At 60.0% G+C, this 18112-nt stretch carries 12 protein-coding genes; 9 read left to right on the plus strand and 3 right to left on the minus strand.

The window, feature by feature from the left end; translation table 11 throughout:
• The first annotated feature begins 98 nt into the window (after positions 1–98).
• Both AC5YUO_RS07220 and AC5YUO_RS07225 read left to right on the plus strand, forming a co-directional pair.
• The gene (locus AC5YUO_RS07220) at positions 99–695 is read left to right on the plus strand and encodes a TadE/TadG family type IV pilus assembly protein (RefSeq protein WP_496154757.1); all 597 of its coding nucleotides are present in this window, start codon (positions 99–101) and stop codon (positions 693–695) included.
• Entirely contained in the window at positions 692–1285 is a 594-nt protein-coding gene (locus AC5YUO_RS07225) for a TadE/TadG family type IV pilus assembly protein (protein ID WP_400815893.1), read from the plus strand. The genes AC5YUO_RS07220 and AC5YUO_RS07225 overlap by 4 nt, the downstream gene beginning before the upstream one ends.
• Positions 1286–1321: 36 nt before the next feature.
• Here the strand turns inward: AC5YUO_RS07225 and AC5YUO_RS07230 are convergent, their stop codons facing one another.
• From AC5YUO_RS07230 to AC5YUO_RS07240, 3 genes are all read right to left on the minus strand, one after another.
• Positions 1322–3091: a sulfite reductase subunit alpha gene (locus AC5YUO_RS07230; RefSeq protein ID WP_496154758.1), complete on the minus strand. Its 1770-nt coding sequence runs from the start codon at positions 3089–3091 to the stop codon at positions 1322–1324.
• Positions 3088–8589 (minus strand): glutamate synthase-related protein, encoded by a 5502-nt coding sequence (locus tag AC5YUO_RS07235; protein ID WP_496154759.1) that lies wholly within the window; start codon positions 8587–8589, stop codon positions 3088–3090. Before AC5YUO_RS07235 ends, AC5YUO_RS07230 begins: the two co-directional genes overlap by 4 nt.
• Positions 8590–8994: 405 nt before the next feature.
• Positions 8995–10323, minus strand: a complete 1329-nt coding sequence (locus AC5YUO_RS07240; RefSeq protein WP_496154760.1) for an MFS transporter — start codon at positions 10321–10323, stop codon at positions 8995–8997.
• A gap of 249 nt (positions 10324–10572) precedes the next feature.
• Here AC5YUO_RS07240 and cyoA point away from each other — a divergent pair, with 249 nt between their 5' ends.
• The 7 genes from cyoA (at position 10573) to AC5YUO_RS07275 (ending at position 18055) form a co-directional block, all read left to right on the plus strand.
• Positions 10573–11703: a ubiquinol oxidase subunit II gene (gene cyoA / locus AC5YUO_RS07245; RefSeq protein WP_496154761.1), complete on the plus strand. Its 1131-nt coding sequence runs from the start codon at positions 10573–10575 to the stop codon at positions 11701–11703.
• A gap of 72 nt (positions 11704–11775) precedes the next feature.
• Entirely contained in the window at positions 11776–13779 is a 2004-nt protein-coding gene (gene cyoB, locus AC5YUO_RS07250; RefSeq protein ID WP_400815881.1) for a cytochrome o ubiquinol oxidase subunit I, read from the plus strand.
• 6 nt (positions 13780–13785) lie between these two features.
• A complete protein-coding gene (gene cyoC / locus AC5YUO_RS07255) occupies positions 13786–14412 on the plus strand; it encodes a cytochrome o ubiquinol oxidase subunit III (RefSeq protein ID WP_003524364.1) in 627 nt (208 codons plus the stop codon).
• Entirely contained in the window at positions 14412–14807 is a 396-nt protein-coding gene (gene cyoD, locus AC5YUO_RS07260; protein WP_496154762.1) for a cytochrome o ubiquinol oxidase subunit IV, read from the plus strand. Before cyoC ends, cyoD begins: the two co-directional genes overlap by 1 nt.
• 178 nt (positions 14808–14985) lie before the next feature.
• Positions 14986–15747, plus strand: coding sequence for an SURF1 family protein (locus tag AC5YUO_RS07265; protein ID WP_496154763.1), 762 nt, complete (start codon positions 14986–14988; stop codon positions 15745–15747).
• A gap of 113 nt (positions 15748–15860) precedes the next feature.
• A complete protein-coding gene (locus AC5YUO_RS07270) occupies positions 15861–17081 on the plus strand; it encodes a phosphopentomutase (RefSeq protein WP_496154764.1) in 1221 nt (406 codons plus the stop codon).
• Positions 17078–18055, plus strand: a complete 978-nt coding sequence (locus tag AC5YUO_RS07275; RefSeq protein ID WP_496154765.1) for an adenosine deaminase — start codon at positions 17078–17080, stop codon at positions 18053–18055. Before AC5YUO_RS07270 ends, AC5YUO_RS07275 begins: the two co-directional genes overlap by 4 nt.
• Positions 18056–18112: the final 57 nt, after the last annotated feature.

Below are 18112 nucleotides of genomic sequence, written 5' to 3' on the forward strand. Positions count from 1 at the left end.
TTTATCGAAGTAACTGAATTTAAACATCGGGTGGTTATGGTCCGCAACAAATTCAACGGTTGCGCTTGCCGCATATTCTTAGAGATCGACACCGCCTCATGCGACTGGCCAGACTGAAGCCATTGCTGGAAAAATTCGGGTTCTCGCGAGACGGGACAGCGGCCATCGAATTCGCGATCCTGGCCATTCCCTATTTCCTTGTCGTCTTCGCAATCATCGAAACCTTCATCGCCCTTATGGCCGAACAGGTCGTGGTCAACGCCACCGAGACCATGTCGCGGCGTCTGCGCACCGGGCAGATCAGCAGCTCGATTTCGAAAGAGGATTTCCGCAGAAGTTTCTGCAGCGAAGTCTCGGTGATGATCACCTGCTCGGCAGACGAGATCCAGAAAGAGCAGAAGCTTTATATCGACCTCCGTTCCTTCACCGCTTTCAAGGATATTCCGACCACGGTACCCCTGAAAGCCTATGGCGAATATTACGATCTCGACACGGCTCAATTCGGCTTCAAGCCGGGCGGGCCGGAAACCATCAACATGTTGCGCGTCTATTATCGCTGGCGTGTGATTGCCGATATCATTCGGCCGTACCTGACCAAAATACGTCCAGCCGATGGATCGATGCCCTCACATTTCCTCATCGTCGCAACGAGTGCATTCATGAACGAGAAATACATCACAGGCGGGGGCTCATGATGGCAGGGCTGGTGTCCGTTGCTGCAAAGGGCAAACAACGCTTGATGGCGCTCGTTTCTCGCTTTGCCAGAGACAACCGTGGCGTGGGCGCGGTGGAGTTCGCGATCATCTTCCCGATATTGCTCGCGCTCTATCTGACCTCTTTCGAATTGACGATCGGCTACAACACCTACAAGCGGGCAAGCAGCGCGGCCGCCACCATCAATGACCTGATATCGAAAACGGGCTCCGTCGATAAAACCTATCTCACAGGCATGCAGGATGTCGCAGCGGCAGTTTTTGCGCCTTACAGCACCAAGGGTCTGCAGCTTAAGATCAGCGGCATCAAGATCGATACACAAAAACAGGCGAAAATCACCTGGTCCTGGGACGAGAAGAACCTCAGACCCTATGCGGTGGGATCACCGGTCGTCGTTCCGACCCGCCTGCTCGTGGAAGACAGCTTCCTCATCCACGTCGAACTTTCCATCCCGCACGAACTGCTGATGTTCATGCCCGACGTCACCTCATCCGGGGTGAAGTCGATCACCATCGGTCGGGACTATTTCTTCAAACAGCGCGACGCCGAGACCGCCTGCACCAATTGCTGAGCCAATCGGCGCTCTGGCGGCCCCTGTGGGCGAGGCCTAATAGACATCGCGCAGGTAGCGTTTTTCGCGCTTCAGCCGGTTCACATAATCGCTTGCCGCCTCAGTGGAAATGCCTGCTTCATCGCTGATGATGCTGTGCAGGGCATCATCGACATCCTTCGCCATACGCGTCGCATCGCCGCAAACGTAGAAATACCCGCCCTCTTCAAGCCATTGATAGAGCGCCTTGCCGTTCTGCCGCATGCGGGTCTGGACATAGATTTTCTCCGCCTGATCGCGCGAGAAGGCGAGGTCGAGACGGGTCAGCACGCCATCGCGGCTCATGTCGCCAAGCTCGTTTTCATAGATGAAATCCGACTGCCGGTGCTGATCGCCGAAAAACAGCCAGTTCCTGCCCTTGGCACCGCGCGCCTGACGTTCCTGCAAAAAGGCCCGGAAGGGGGCGATGCCCGTGCCCGGTCCCACCATGATAACAGGCGCCTCATCGTCCTGCGGCACACGAAACGCCTTGTTCGGTGAGACGAAAATCCCGGCATTCTGTCCCGCCTCCACCCGGTCGGCGAGATAGGTGGAGCACACGCCGCCACGCTCACGCCCCTCGGCGCGATAACGCACGCTGGCGATGGTCAGATGCACGCTGTTTTTTGCAACCAGCGGGCTGGAGGAGATGGAATAGGCGCGGTGCTGCAAAGGCTTCAGGAATGTCACGAATTCGGCGACGTCAAACAGGGGTTTTCCCGCGAGATTGATGAGGTCGAGAATATCCTTGCTCCAGAGAAAGGCGGCCAGCTGCTCCCTGTCTCCATTTGCGAGAATGTGGCTGAGTTCATCATGCCCCGCCCGCTTGCCGATTTCGGCGACGAGTTCGCGCGAGGGCGTCGAGATTTCGACCATGTTGAGAAGCGCATCGCCGACCGGCCGGTCGAGCCCCGCGACTTCGCTGTCCGCCGCCGCTCCGAAGTGTTCCAGCAGCGCGCCGGCCAGTTTCGGATCGTTCAGGGGCACGACGCCGAGCGCATCACCCGCCTCATAGTCCAGGCCGCTTTCGCCGAGATCGAATTCATAGTGACGAATCTCCTTGGACGAACCGGGACCGGAAAGGCGACGATTGACACTCACCGTCGCCAAATAGGGATTCTTGCGGTTCCAGCCCTGTTTCGCGCGCGCGGGTGGCTCGGCGATATCGGGCATGGCGACCGCCGCCGCCTTGCCGCCATCGACAGCAAGCGCAAGCGGCAAGGCCTCGCCGATCCATGCCGCGGCCGCATCCTCGAAATCGATATCGCAGTCGATACGCGTCTTCATGCGCTTGCCGCCGAGTTGCTCGAACCGCGTATCGATGAGCTTGCCCGCCTGGCAAAAGCCGTCATAACCGGTATCGCCGAGAGCGAGGACGGCAAAATTCGTCTCGTCCAGACGCGGGGCGCTGTCAGCGGCAAGTGCTTCCCAGAAAAGCTGGGCATTGTCAGGCATTTCCCCTTCGCCATATGTCGAGGTGACAACGATGACCCGCTTCATGGCCCCGAGACTGTCCATCGAGACATCGTCCAGCGCCGTCACCACCGGCTGCATGCCCTGCGCACGGGCGGCGGCGGCAATATCCATCGCCAGCGCTTCGGCATTGCCGGTCTGGGTGCCGAAAAGAATATTCAGCACACTGGCCGCCGCTTTCGGAGCGGCCGCAGCAACAGATGTCTCCATGCCGATGGCGGCGCGGGAATGGAGCCCCGCCAGGAAACCGGAAAGCCATGCGCGCTGATCACCGTTGAACGGCGCATCCTCGGGAATATAAGGTATCTTCATCATGCTGCCCTGTGGCTGGATACGGTGGCGAGGTCGGGAATGGCGCGGGCTGCGAAAAGCTCCTCGAAGCCCGGCAGGCGGCCGATCTTCTCGATGTTTTTCCGGTTCTGCTGAATAATCCAGCCATAGGTGCCGGGGCTGTCCACCGACCAGATGTTGCGGCGCGCCAGCGCCTGCTTGTAATCGTCGAGACGCTTGGCGGCGATCATCACCGCAAGCTGTTCGTCGCCATGATCGGAAAGAGCCTCGCGCGCATATTTCAGCAGACGCTGCATCAGCGCATAGTCTTCCGTGAGGATGAGATTGCGCACCGCCTTTTCGATGGCCGGGTCGGAAGGGCCTGATGCCATCGGCACCCGCTGCAAGGCGATGGCCTGCGCCATACTCAACACCGTGTAATTGTTGAGAAGCGCATACATTTCCTCCGTATCCGTCTCGCCATAGCCCGGCACCGTTCCATTCAAGACAGCCTTGCGGTCACGATAGGCGAGCTTGAACTTGCGCAGTTGATGGGCGGCAAGCGCAGATGCCAGCTCCTCCAGCAGCTCCTTGCGGGGCTTGGCTTTGAGAATCTCGTCACTGTCCTGATAAAGCAGCAGGGCGCGCGGCATGCCATAGACGAAATTATGCTGTTCGCTTTCCCAGTTTTCCAGCAGCCATGCCGCCTTGGCCGAGCCGGTCTCCGCGACATGCCAGGCCAGAAGCTGGTGCACAGCCTGATGATGGATCGCGGCCTGCTCATCCTCACCGGTGATCGAGCCGAGCAGGATGGAATCATGGCTGATCTTCTTCGGCAGATCGCCATAGGGATCATATTGATAAACGAAACCGCCGCTCATGCCGTTGCCGAAACCCTTGCCGAAGCTGCCAAGGTTCAGCACCGCGCCGTTGGTCATGTATTCGCAGGCGAAATCACCCACGCCTTCGACGACAGCGGTGGCACCGGAGTTACGCACTGCGAAACGGTCTCCCGCCTGCCCTTCCACGAAGGTGCGGCCGCCGGTGGCGCCGAACAGCGCGAAATTGCCGACCAGCACATTACCGCCCGCCTCTTCGGATCCGCCGCCGGGCGAACGCACGACGATGGTGCCGCCGCAGGCGCTTTTGCCGACACCGTCATTGCAGGTGCCGGTATGAACCATGACCATGCCGTCATTGCAGAAGGCACCGAAGGACTGACCGGCCGAACCCGAGGTATCGATGCGCACCGAACCCGCCTCCAGGAACCGGCGGCCACGGCTGTCCCGCTTCACGGCCGGAAGCGCCTCCACCTCTTCGTCGGAAAGCTCGTGGTTCAGCATGCGTTCAATATCGACGGCGAGCTGGCCGCCCACGCTCTTGTTGCAATTATTCAGGAAACGATTGCCGCCCAGCTCGATTTTTTCCCGCTTGCTGTCAACCAGAGCCGAGCGCACGAGTTCGATGAAGGCATCATCCAGCCCAAAATCCTTTTCCATGTAGACGGGGCTGTCGATCTTCACCTCTTCGACCACGGCAAGCATTGCCCGGAGGTCAAGCTGGCCGACGCTCGCCGGATGATCGAGGAGGTGAAGAAGATCGGAACGGCCGCGTGCTTCCCGCAGCGAGCGCAGCCCGAGTGCGGCCAGAATCTCGCGCGTTTCATGGGCGATGTTCATGAGATATTGCGCCAGCGCGCGCGGATCGCCGTTGAAGGCTTCCTGGTTGGTGGTGAGACCGGCCGGGCACTTGATGTTGCAGTTCTTTGCCATGACACATTTCAGCATCATCAGCGCCGTCGTGCCGAATTCAAAGCTGTCGCCGCCGAGAAGGGCAGACTTCACCACGTCACTCGCGGTCTGGTGCGCGCCGGAGCAGCGCAGCAGCACCTTGGCGCGCAGGCCGGTGGCGCAAAGCGCCTGATGCACTTCTGAGATACCGATTTCCGCCGCGCGGCCGGTATATTTCAGGCTGGTGACGGCCGCCGCCCCCGTGCCGCCGGTATTGCCGGCGACATTGATGACATCGGCCCCCGCCTTTGCGACGCCGACCGCAATCGTGCCGATGCCTTCCGACGAGACGAGCTTGACGATGACGCGCACGCGCGCCGCCTTGGCGTCATGGATGAGCTGGGCCAGATCCTCGATGGAATAGGTATCGTGATGCGGCGGCGGCGAGACGAGCTCGACACCCGGCGTGCCGCCGCGTGCGGCCGCGATTTCCACCGTCACCTTGGGAGACGGCAACTGCCCGCCCTCGCCCGGCTTTGCACCCTGACCGATCTTGATCTCGATCTCTTCCAGCATCGGATCGGCAAGATAACCGGCCCAGACGCCGAAGCGGCCGGAGGCGAACTGCTTGATGCGCGAGGCGCGGATGGTGCCGTAGCGGGAAATATGCTCACCGCCTTCGCCGGAATTCGACATGCCGCCGACCATGTTGGTGCCATGCGCCACCGCCTCATGGGCAGCGGCGACCAGCGCGCCATGGCTCATGGCGCCAGATGCCAGTGTCCTGGTGATCTCGCTCGCCTTTTGCACGGCCTCAAGCGGTATGCTTGCCGGCGCGGTGCGGATAAGCGACAGATAGGCGAAAGCCTCGCCCCTGGCCTGAACCAGAAGCGCGCCGCCTTCCAGCCAATGGCCGGGAATATCCGCGCCGAAACGGTCGAGCAGCGACTGGCCGAGTGCGGCAAGCCGGGCGAGCTCATGACCGTGCGGACCGGTCAATTGCAGCCGGAACGCGCCTTCGCCCGCCTCTTCGCAGAGCAACCCGCGCACCATGAAGCTGTTATTGCCCTGCCGGGAAAAGCGGCCCATTTCCCGGCGGAATTCTTCTGCGGAACCGGCGAAGGTCACGTCAGCCGGCAATTCCAGAACATCGCGCAGGGCGGCGGGGCGGCGCGCCCTTTCCTCCGCCATCATGCGGGCGAAGGCGCGGTAACCGGGCGTCACCTCGAATTTATCGATGGCGTCCGGCGTCAACCGGTCGAAGCTGTTGTGGTAATAGGCGGTGTCATTGAGACCAAAGGCATCCTCCAGCCGGTTGAGCGGCAGGAGGCGTAGCGCCTCTTCATTGTCGGTTCCCTTGTCGAAACCGATCTTTTCCTCCGTCATATCCACGAAACCGCGCACCGCCGTGGTACCGTAGGAGTGGCCCGCACCTTCTGCACGTTCCTTGAAAAGACCGAGCAGCGGAATGTCGTTCTCACCCTTCACCGACAGCGCCTTGCGATGCCAGTCCGCCACCGCCTGCGCGATGACGGCGAAGTTGACGCCGCCAACCGGGGTCTTCACGTTCGGGAAATAACGCTTCAGCACCGCATCGTCGGTATCGAGGAAGTTCGGTTCGAAGAACTCGCCACCGATGTAACTTTCCGCCGTGCACAGGCCCACCTTGCCCATGGTCTTCATCAGCGACTTTTCCGCCGCCTTGGCGAAACTCTTGAAGGCCTTGTCGGCGTCGGCACCGAATTTCTCCTCGGCACGGAACTGCACGCCGAGCGGGTAGGCGGCCGAAGCGCCGAAACCGAGGCTCGCCGCAATGTGATGGGAAGAGGAAAACTGTCCGCTTTCAACGATCAGCGATACGCGCAGCCGCAGACCTTCCTCGATTAGCCGCTGATTGATGGCGGAGACGACCATGATCATCGGCAAGGCCGCGCGGTTTGCCGAAACGTGCCGGTCGGTGATGATGGCGATGCCGCCTTCATCAGCCGCAAAAGCCACAACCTCATCGCAGAGACCATCGATTGCCTGCCGCAGGGCCGCTTCATTGGCCTCCGCAACATCGAAGACCGGCGAATAGAGCATTTCGAAACGGCGAAGCGGCGTCTCCGACTGCTCGCGGATACGCAGCATATCGAGATGGGTCAGGATCGGGGAGCGCACGACGATCTGGCGGGCCTTCCTCGCGCCGCTGTTCGGCTTTGCGCCGAGAGCGACACGCAACGTCATGCCATCGGCCTCACGAATACTGTCGAGTGGCGGATTGGTGACCTGCGCGAAGCGCTGCGAGAAATACTTCGCGACCCCGCCTTCCTGATCGGACAGCGCGTTGATGGCATTGCCGTAGCCCATCGCCGAAATTTTTTCAGCGCCGGAGGCCAGCATCGGGTCCATCAGGAACTTGAAGCTTTCCTGATTATGCGAATAGGCGACATAACGCTGGTGCCGTTCGAGATCGCCATTGTAACGCAGCGGCGAGCCCTGCTTTTCCGCCGGCACTTCCGGCAGATCCTCCAGCATGACACGGGCTTCGCGCAGCAGGGACGAATAATCGCGGCGCGAGGCCAGAAGCTCCAGCGCCTCGACGGTCGAAAAGGCGCGGCGTTCTGCATGGTCGTAATAAAGCATGCCGCCCGCCTCGATGCGGCCGCGACGGATGACGCTTTCCGCCGGAAAGGCGATCTGCCCCGCCTCCGACATGACACAGAGATAATCTTCCGTCTCGACGGTGCGCAGCGGGCGCAGACCGAGGCGATCGAGACGCGCACCAATAATGTTGCCGTCGCCGAAGATCAGCGCGGCCGGGCCGTCATTCTTCTCCTCATAGAGCGAGAAATATTCCAGCATCGCCTTGACGCCCGGTGACAGGGTATCGTCGTTTTCCCAGGCTGGCGGCATCATCGAGACAACGGCTGTAACGAGGTCGAGACCGTCTTCCATCACGCGCGCCTGCAGGGTCTGGTCCAGGCGGCAGCTGTCCGACTGGCCCTTCGGCCGGATGATGCTGGCATTCTTCGCCAGCGCCACGGCCGCTTCCGACAGCCGGTTCTTCTTGTCCGTATTGAGCTCGCCATTATGCGCCATCAGGCGGAAGGGCTGCGCCATGGAAGGATGCGGGTCGGTATTGGTGGAGAACCGCGTGTGGAAATACATCGTATGCACTTCATGGCGCGGATCGGTGAGGTCGCAGAAATAGGGCATGACCTCATGGGAGTTCAGTCGACCCTTCAGAACCTGCGTGCGGGCGCTGAGCGACAGCGGATAAAATCCGGCGAGTTCCGGCACGGTATAGGCAAGCGCCTCAATGGCGAGCAGCGCCTTGTGGATGCGCCAGTCGAATTCGACAAGGCTGCCGCATTCGGCCGGAGCCGAAAAGACCCATTGGCGGATCGGCAACTGGTAACGGATGGCGGCGGGACGGATGGCCGCGTCATTCACCGGCACATCGCGGACGAGCAGGATTGCAAAGCCCTGCTCTTTAAGGGCGTTTGCGATGATACCGACCGCCTCGCCGTGGAAAGCCGGATTTTGCGGCAGGAAAAAATTGCCGACGCCGAAACGGCCGGCCTGCAAGCCAGTCTCACCGGTCAATTGCCGAAAGAAGGGAAGCGACAGATCCAGCGACACGCCCGCGCCGTCGCCGACACCTTCCGCCGACATGCCGCCGCGATGCGGCACGGCACAGAGCGCCTCGTGCCCGCGCTTCAGCACATCGTGAGTCTGTACGCCGTCCTTGCGGGTGATGAAACCGACGCCACAGCTGCTTTTTTCAAAAGCGGCATCGTAAAGGCCGAATTTTTGCTCCGTCACGCTCAAGGCACTCTCCTCTCGTTGCGCATTTCGCGCGGTATCGCCCTCTTTCCCGAAACCCGGTGCGTCAGCCGGCACTCTGCGGGCGGAGCCGCAGGCGACCTGGCTGCTCCTCTTTTTCTGCTTATCGGCGTTTAATGGCGCGAACGGTCGTTTTGCGGCCGTCAAACGGCTTGGCGGCAATGGCCGCTTTTTCGCAAATAATGATCGTCGTCGTTCGCATCGCGTTCCCTGAAGGCCGGCTTTCCGGCGGTGAGACACACTGAATTACGTCAGTATTGCTTACATAATATTTCATGATCGACCGAGTCAAGATTAAAATCGGTCCAGCGCAATAAAAAAACAAAAACGCCGCGAAATCCGACAGGATTCCGCGGCGCAATGGCTGCAGAGATTGTTAAATTACCCTGCTTACTCCGAGGGCATGTCCAGCGTGCGGCTGAACCAGAGGGCAATCAGTGTGCAAAGCGCACCCGACATCAGGTAAATCCCGACCGCGAAAAGGCCGAATTTGGACGAAAATCCAAGAGCGACGAGCGGGGCGAAGCCGGCGCCGATCAGCCAGGAGATATCCGAGGTGAGCGATGCGCCGGTATAGCGGTATTCGCGGCTGAAGCGGGAAGCGAGCGCGCCACCCGCCTGGCCGAAGGACAGGCCAAGCAGCGAGAAGCCGATCAGGACGAAGAGATAGCGGCCGATATCGCCCGAACTCAGGAGAACGGGTGCCACGAGGCTGAAAAGACCGATCAGCACGGCCGCGATAGCCAAGAGTTTCCGCCGTCCGATCCGATCTGCCAGAATACCCGACACCACGATCATTCCGCCGGCGATGATGGCGCTGACGAATTGCACGAACAGGAAGTCCGAGACACGCTGGCTGGTGTTGAGCGAAACCCAGCTCAGCGGGAAGACCGTGACGAGATGGAAGAGCGCAAAGCTTGCCAGCGGCACGAATGCGCCTGTCACGACCACCGGAAACTGCGAGCGGAGCATTTTGAACATGGGACGCGGCTCCAGCTCGTGCTGTTCCAGCATAGCCTGGAATTCCGGCGTCACGATCATGCGCAGTCGGGCAAACAGCGCGAGAACATTCAGCGCGAGCGCCACGAAGAAGGGGAAACGCCAGCCCCAGGCGAGGAATTCCGCATTGGAAAGCTGCGTGACGAAGACGATGAAAAAGGCACTGGCGAGACCAAAGCCCATGGCCGCGCCAATCTGCGGCATCATGGCGTACCAGCCGCGCTGCTTCTGCGGTGCATTCATGGCGAGCAGCGAAACGAGACCGTCCCATGCGCCGCCGAGCCCAAGGCCCTGGCCGATGCGGAACGCGGCCAGAAGACAGGGCGCGAGCATGCCCGCTTCCGCGTAGGACGGAAGAAAGCTGATCGCCATGGTGGAGCCACAGAGCGTGAAGAGGGCGGCCATCAGCTTGACGGCGCGGCCGAACTTGCGGTCGATCTGGAGGAAGATCAGCGAACCGATCGGCCTTGCGATAAAGGCCAATGAGAAAACCGCGAAGGAATAAAGCGTCGCCGTCAGCGGATCGACGAAAGAAAAGAAGACGTGTGGGAAAACGAGCGCGGAGGCGATGGCATAGATGAAAAAGTCAAAAAATTCCGTCATTCTCGCAAGAATGACCGCAATCGTAATGCGATCCGGATCGACCTTGACGGGACCGGCCCCATGTCCGTTCGCCTCCGGCGCCTGCCCAAAGGATGGAGCAGCATTCGTATAACTCATAATATCCCTCCTGCGTCATGGACGAACCATTTCCTGTAACGCGCCGGCTCCTCTTCCGTTGCGTTACGATGCGACGGATTGTCACACGCACCCTCCGTAACGTCAATTGAAGTTTGGCAATAAAGGGTTGCCCAGTCGGTCGACCATGCGATAATGCACGCGCTCAGCCTTCAAAGGCAGCTCTGCCCGGTACATGGTGCATCGCGAAGGTTTCGCTGCACCGCGACAATATACCTCATTTGAAAAATGATGTTCGGCAATTATTCGCGGCATAATCCAAACTGTACGAGTTCAAAGAACGTGCGCACGATCAAAAAAATCTCATCCGCCCTTCTGGCAATCCCGGCTCTGCTGCTGCTCAGCGGCTGCAACCTCGTCGTCATGAACCCTTCGGGCGACATCGCCATCCAGCAGCGCGATCTTATCATCACGTCCACGGTCTTGATGCTGCTGATCATCGTCCCCGTCATTGCCCTGACGCTTTTCTTCGCATGGAAGTATCGGGAATCGGCAAAGGCCGAGGATTACGATCCCGAGTGGCACCACTCCACACGCCTTGAAATGGTGATCTGGTCGGCTCCGGTCGCCATCATCCTGATGCTCGGCACGGTGACCTGGATTTCCACTCACCGTCTCGACCCCTATCGCCCGCTGGAGCGTATCGACGAGAACCGCCAGGTGACCGCCGATATCAAGCCGCTCACGGTCGAAGTGGTGGCCATGGACTGGAAGTGGCTGTTCTTCTATCCCGAACTCGGCATTGGCAGCGTCAATGAATTCGCCGCTCCGGTCGATGTTCCGATCAACTTCAAGATCACCGGCACGACCGCGATGAACTCCTTCTTCGTTCCCGCACTCGCCGGCCAGATCTACGCCATGGGCGGCATGCAGACCAAGCTGCACGCGGTCATCAACAAGGAAGGCGTCTATGACGGCTTCTCGGCCAACTTCTCCGGCCCCGGCTTCTCCCACATGCGCTTCAAGTTCCATGGCCTCAGCCAGCAGGGCTTCGATGAGTGGGTTGCCAAGACGAAAGCAGGCGGCAAGGGCTTCGGCCGTCAGGAATATCTGGAATTCGCCAAGCCTTCCGAGCGCGAGCCGGTGCAATATTTCGCTTCGGTCGATCCGGAGCTCTACAGCGCCATTCTCAACCGCTGTGTCGAGCCCAACAAGCTCTGCATGCGTGACATGATGCATATCGACGCCAATGGCGGCGGCGGCAAGGAAGGCATCGACATCGCCAAGGCGCTGAACTCCGTCGTCTGCACCCCGCTCGCGCCCTATGGCGTCGCCAGCGGTCCTCAATCCACTCCGGCTGCAATCAAGGGTCAGACTTTCGAACCCGCGGCGCTGCCGGAAACGAAACAAGTCGCTGGCTGACGATACGTCCCGGCATTCTGCGGCGCGGCCGGTCCGCGCCGATCTTACGTTTTCGAATCGCAAGAGGCTAAAATGATCGTCAATTCCGATCAAACGTCGTTCCTGTTCGGGAAGCTGACATGGGAGTCCATCCCGCTTCACGAGCCCATTCTCGTCGCCACCTTCGCGGCCGTGGCTCTGGGCGGCATCGCCGTCGTCGGCGCCCTTACCTATTTCCGCCTGTGGGGCTATCTCTGGAACGAATGGTTCACGAGCATCGATCACAAGAAGATCGGTATCATGTACATCATTCTGGCGCTCGTCATGCTGTTGCGCGGCTTCGCCGACGCCATCATGATGCGCGTGCAGCAGGCCATCGCCTCGGGTGGTTCGGAAGGTTATCTTCCGCCGCACCATTACGACCAGATCTTCACGGCCCATGGCGTCATCATGATCTTCTTCATGGCCATGCCGATGATCACGGGTCTCATGAACTTCGTCGTACCGCTGCAGATCGGCGCCCGCGACGTTTCGTTCCCCTTCCTCAACAATTTCTCCTTCTGGATGACCACGGCCGGCGCCGTCATCACCATGATCTCGCTGTTCATCGGTGAATATGCGCAGACCGGCTGGCTGGCCTATCCGCCGCTGTCCGGCATCGACGGAAGCCCGGGGGTCGGGGTCGATTATTATATCTGGGGTCTGCAGATCGCCGGTGTGGGAACGACGTTATCGGGCATCAACCTGATCGTCACGATCATCAAGATGCGCGCGCCTGGCATGACCATGATGCGCCTGCCGATCTTCGTCTGGACGTCGCTGTGTTCGAACATCCTGATCGTGGCCTCCTTCCCGATCCTGACCGGCACGCTCGCCCTTCTCACCCTCGACCGTTACGTTGGCACCAATTTCTTCACCAACGATCTCGGTGGCAATCCGATGATGTATGTCAACCTCATCTGGATCTGGGGTCATCCGGAAGTTTACATTCTGGTTCTGCCGGCCTTCGGCGTCTTCTCGGAAATCGTCTCGACCTTCTCCAACAAGCGCCTTTTCGGTTATGCCTCGATGGTCTACGCCACGGGCGTCATCACCATCCTCGCCTATATCGTGTGGCTGCACCACTTCTTCACCATGGGTTCCGGCGCAAGCGTCAACGCCTTCTTCGGCATCACCACGATGATCATCTCGATCCCGACGGGCGCGAAGATCTTCAACTGGCTCTTCACCATGTATAAGGGCCGCATCAAGTTCGATGTGCCGATGCTCTGGACGATCGGCTTCATGATCACCTTCGTCATCGGCGGCATGACCGGCGTTCTTCTTGCCGTTCCGCCGGCGGACTTCGTGCTGCACAACTCGCTGTTCCTCATCGCCCACTTCCACAACACCATTATCGGTGGCGTCGTGTTCGGTGTGCTTGCGGGTATCGTCTACTGGTTCCCCAAGGCCTTCGGTTACCGTCTCGATCCGTTCTGGGGCAAGCTGTCCTTCTGGTTCTGGTTCATCGGCTTCTACTTCGCCTTCATGCCGCTCTATATTCTCGGCCTGATGGGCATCACCCGCCGTATCAGCCAGTTCGAGGACAACTCGCTGCAGATCTGGTTCCTGATCGCCGCCTTCGGCGCCTTCCTGATCGCGCTCGGCATCGCCTCCTTCGTCATCCAGCTCATCGTCAGCTTCCTGAAGCGCGACCAGCTGCGCGATGTAACCGGCGACCCCTATAACGGCCGTACGCTGGAATGGTCGACCTCGTCGCCGCCGCCTGCCTACAACTTCGCCTTCACGCCCGTCATCCATGATGTCGACGCCTGGGCGGATATGAAGAAGCGCGGTTACAACCGTCCCAAGGAAGGCTTCATTCCGATCCATATGCCGAAGAACACCGGCGCCGGCGTGATCATCAGCGCCATCAGCGTGGTTCTCGGCTTCGCCCTGGTATGGCACATATGGTGGCTTGCGGCTCTGTCGATGCTCGCCATCATCGCGGTCTCCATCGCCCACACCTTCAACTACAATCGCGATTATTACATTCCGGCTGCCGACGTTTCGACGGTCGAAGCGGAACGTACCAAGCTGCTCGCGGAACAGGCGTAACGGAACATGTCTCATACACCTGCACAAAGCGTCGACGGCGCTGAACCACCGGTCTTCTACCTGAAGGAAGACCATCACCCGGAGAACGGCACGTCGCTGGGCTTCTGGCTCTACCTGATGAGCGACTGCCTCATCTTCGCGACGCTGTTTGCCACCTATGCCGTCGTCGGCCGCAACTATGCGGCCGGCCCCTCGGGTGCGGACCTGTTCGACCTGAAGCTGGTGGCGATCAATACCGGCTTCCTGCTTTTCTCCTCCATCACCTATGGCTTCGCCATGCTGGAAATGGAAAAGCAGAAGGTAAAGGCAACACTGGTATGGCTGGGTGTGACCGGCCTCTTTGGCCTCGCCTTCCTCGCCGTCGAACTCTATGAGTTCCATCACCTGATCGCGGAAGGTGCCGGCCCGCAGCGTTCAGCGTTCCTGTCGGCCTTCTTCGCGCTGGTCGGTACGCACGGTCTGCACGTCACCTTCGGCATCATCTGGCTCGTCACGCTGATGTTCCAGGTTGCCAAACACGGCCTGATCGCGGCGAACAAGCGCCGCCTGATGTGCCTGTCGATGTTCTGGCACTTCCTCGACGTCATCTGGATCGGCGTCTTCTCCTTCGTTTACCTCATGGGAGTTCTTTGATGAGTTCCGAAGCACACGCACATCACGACGCGCATGGCGACGAGCATCATCACCATGATGGCGCCAGCCATGGCACGTTCAAGAGCTACATGATCGGCTTCGTCCTGTCGGTCATCCTGACGGCGATCCCCTTCTGGCTGGTCATGGGCGACGTTCTCGAAAACAAGACCCTGCTGGTCATCGCGATCATGGGCCTCGGCGTCATCCAGATTTTCGTGCACATGATCTACTTCCTGCACATGGACACCAAGTCCGAAGGCGGCTGGACCTTCATGGCGCTGATCTTCACCGTCGTGGTGCTTTTGATCACCCTCTCCGGCTCGCTCTGGGTCATGTACAACATGAACAAGAACATGATGCCGCTGCACATCGAGGATGTGAAGAACCTGCCCTGAGCAGCATAAATCGACGGCCTGCCGGGTTTCCGGCGGGCCGCCCTCGCGCCAACACATAACCCCATGAATCCTGGTGCGATTTATGGGGTTATTTGCTGGAAGAAGCGCATGCGGGTGGGAAAAAAAGCCCGCCAAAGCAGACTGGTCTCTGCCAGGCGCGCTTCGCAAGGACCGTGACATGAAAGAAACCACATCCCATAAGCGGCGCATCCGCCCTGCGGCCATCGTCGTTCTGTTTCTGACCGTTGTCCTGACGGGTCTGCTGCTGGCGCTCGGCACATGGCAGGTCAAGCGCCTTTCCTGGAAGCTCGATCTTATCGAACGGGTCGAAGCCCGCGCCCATGCCGATCCCGTCGATGCCCCTGCAGCCGGAGAATGGCCGGCACTCGGCGACCCGGCGCAATACGAATATCGCCGTGTGAAACTGTCCGGCACCTTGCTCAATGACAGGGAGGTTCAGGTCTATACGGTCACGGATCTCGGCCCCGGTTACTGGGTGATGACGCCGCTCAGGCGCGACGATGGCTCCAGCATCATCGTCAATCGCGGCTTCGTGCCGTCCGACAGGCGCGATCCATCCTCCCGTCAGGAAGGCGAACCGACCGGAAACGTGGAGATCGTCGGGCTGATGCGCGCGCCCGAAACCGGCGGGCTTTTCCTGCGCACCAACGATCCGGCAAATGGCCGCTGGTATTCCCGCAATATTCCTGAAATCTCGCAGGCATCCGGCCTTTCCGATGTCGCGCCGTTTTATGTCGACGCCGATGCGACACCCAATCCCGGCGGTCTGCCGGTCGGCGGCAAGACCATGCTCACCTTCCCCAACAACCACCTCTCCTATGCCGTAACGTGGTATATTCTGGCGACGATGGTGGTGGCGGCGGGGTGGTATGTCCTGCGTAATCTCAACGCCCCCAAATCGAAACGGGACGAGGATTGAGCAGCCGGTTTTACCGGATGGTTCATAAAAGCACTTCCTTCTTCACGTTTTGCTGATCTATAACGGCAGTTCGGCCTGACATTGCCCGTCGGCGCATTTTGTTTCGGTGAGTTATGGCAAGAGCATTTCTTCTCGTTCTGGATTCCTTCGGTGTCGGCGGCGCGCCTGATGCGGAGCGTTATGGCGATCTTGGTGCAAATACGCTCGGTCACATCGCGGAATTCTGCGCGGCAGGTGCGGCGGATAGAGCCGGGCTTCGGGCAGGTCCGCTGAAGCTGCCGAACATGTGTTCGCTCGGCCTCATCGAGATCGCAAGGCAGGCAAGCGGCGACATTCCCGCCGGCATGGAACCGCCGGAGCGCATTTTCGGCCTGCATGGCTCCGCCAGCGAAATCTCCAAGGGCAAGGACACGCCTTCCGGCCACTGGGAGATCGCCGGTACGCCAGTTACCTTCGACTGGGGATATTTCCCGACGGAAGGCGATGCATTTTCACCGGAACTGGTGGAAGCGATCTGCAAAGAGGCAGATATTCCGGGCATTCTCGGCAATTGCCATGCTTCCGGCACCGAGATCATCGCGGCGCTCGGTGAAGAGCATATCAGGACCGGCAAACCGATCTGCTACACGTCCTCCGATTCCGTTTTCCAGATCGCCGCGCATGAAACGCATTTCGGTCTGGAGCGGCTCATCGCGCTCTGCGAGACGGTGCGCAAGCTGCTCGATCCGCTGAATATTGGCCGCGTCATCGCCCGCCCCTTCATCGGCGAAACGGTCGCAACCTTCGAACGCACCGGCAACCGTCGCGATTTCTCCGTTCTGCCACCCGAGCCGACCCTGCTCGATCGGCTGATGGAGGCCGGGCGCAAGGTGCATGCGATCGGCAAGATCGGCGATATCTATGCCCATCAGGGCGTCTCGCGCGTCATTAAGGCTAACGGCAACAGCGCCCTGATGGATGCGACGTTGCAGGCGATCGACGAGGCAGAAAACGGCGATCTCGTCTTCACCAATTTCGTCGATTTCGACATGCTTTACGGCCATCGCCGCGATGTTGCCGGTTACGCCGCTGCCCTTGAGGCCTTCGATGCGCGCATCCCCGAAATCCATCGCAAGATGGCGCCGGGTGATATCGCCCTTCTGACCGCCGACCACGGTTGCGACCCCACATGGCGGGGCACGGACCATACACGCGAAAGGGTGCCGATCATGGCATTCGGGCCGGGCATCCGTTCCCGCGATGTCGGCATCCGTTCAAGCTACGCCGATATCGGCGAAAGCATCGCCCATCATCTTGGAATTGACGCCGGTTCACACGGCAGGAGCTTCATTTGACATCGCATTTGCTGAAAGCAGAAATTCACTGCCACATCGAGGGTGCGGCCCCGCCCGCCCTCGTCGCGAAACAGGCGGAGAAATACGGCATCGACACCAGCGGCTTCCTGCGGGACGGCCAATATGTCTGGTCGGATTTCGCCGAATTCATCCGCTGTTATGACGCGGTGGCGCAGGTGTTCAAGACGGATGAGGATTATGCCCTCCTGACCGAAACCTATCTGACCGAACTTGCCGAAGCCAATACGATCTACAGCGAGCTGATCATTTCGCCCGACCACGGCGACCGCATCGGGCTCGGTGCCGACGCCTATCTCGCCGGCATTGCCGAAGGCATCCGCATCGCGAAAGAAAAGACCGGCATCGAAACCCGCATCATCGTCACCGGCGAGCGGCATTTCGGCCCAGAGCGGGTAATCGCAGCGGCCGAATATGCGGCGCGCGGGCGGCATCCCCTGGTCACCGGCTTCAACATGGCCGGTGAAGAGCGCATGGGCCGGGTTGCCGATTACGCCCGCGCCTTCGATATCGCCCGCGATGCGGGTCTTGGGCTGACGATCCACGCGGGTGAGGTTTGCGGGCCACAAAGCGTTGCTGACGCGCTCGATCTCGTCAAACCGTCGCGTATCGGCCACGGCGTTCGCGCGATTGAAGATGCCGCTCTCATCTCCCGGCTGGTCGAGGCGGGAACGGTTCTCGAAGTCTGCCCCGGCTCGAATATCGCGCTCAGCGTCTATCCCGATTTCGCCAGCCACCCGCTGAAAGCTCTCAGCGATGCCGGGGTGCGTGTGTGCATCAGTTCCGACGACCCGCCATTTTTCTTCACATCGCTCGCAAGGGAATATGCGCTGGCTGCCGACGAGTTCGGGTTCAGCAATGCCGAGATCAATCATATGACCCGCACCGCGCTGGAATGCGCCTTTGTGGACGACGCCACCCGCGCACAGCTGCTGGCCCGGATCGATCAGTCCTGAGCTGTTGTTGGCAGGGTAAAACCGCGAAGAAGGCTTGCGAAAAACGTGCTTTCGGTG

The organism is Agrobacterium sp. LEGMi-208b, from assembly GCF_059511785.1.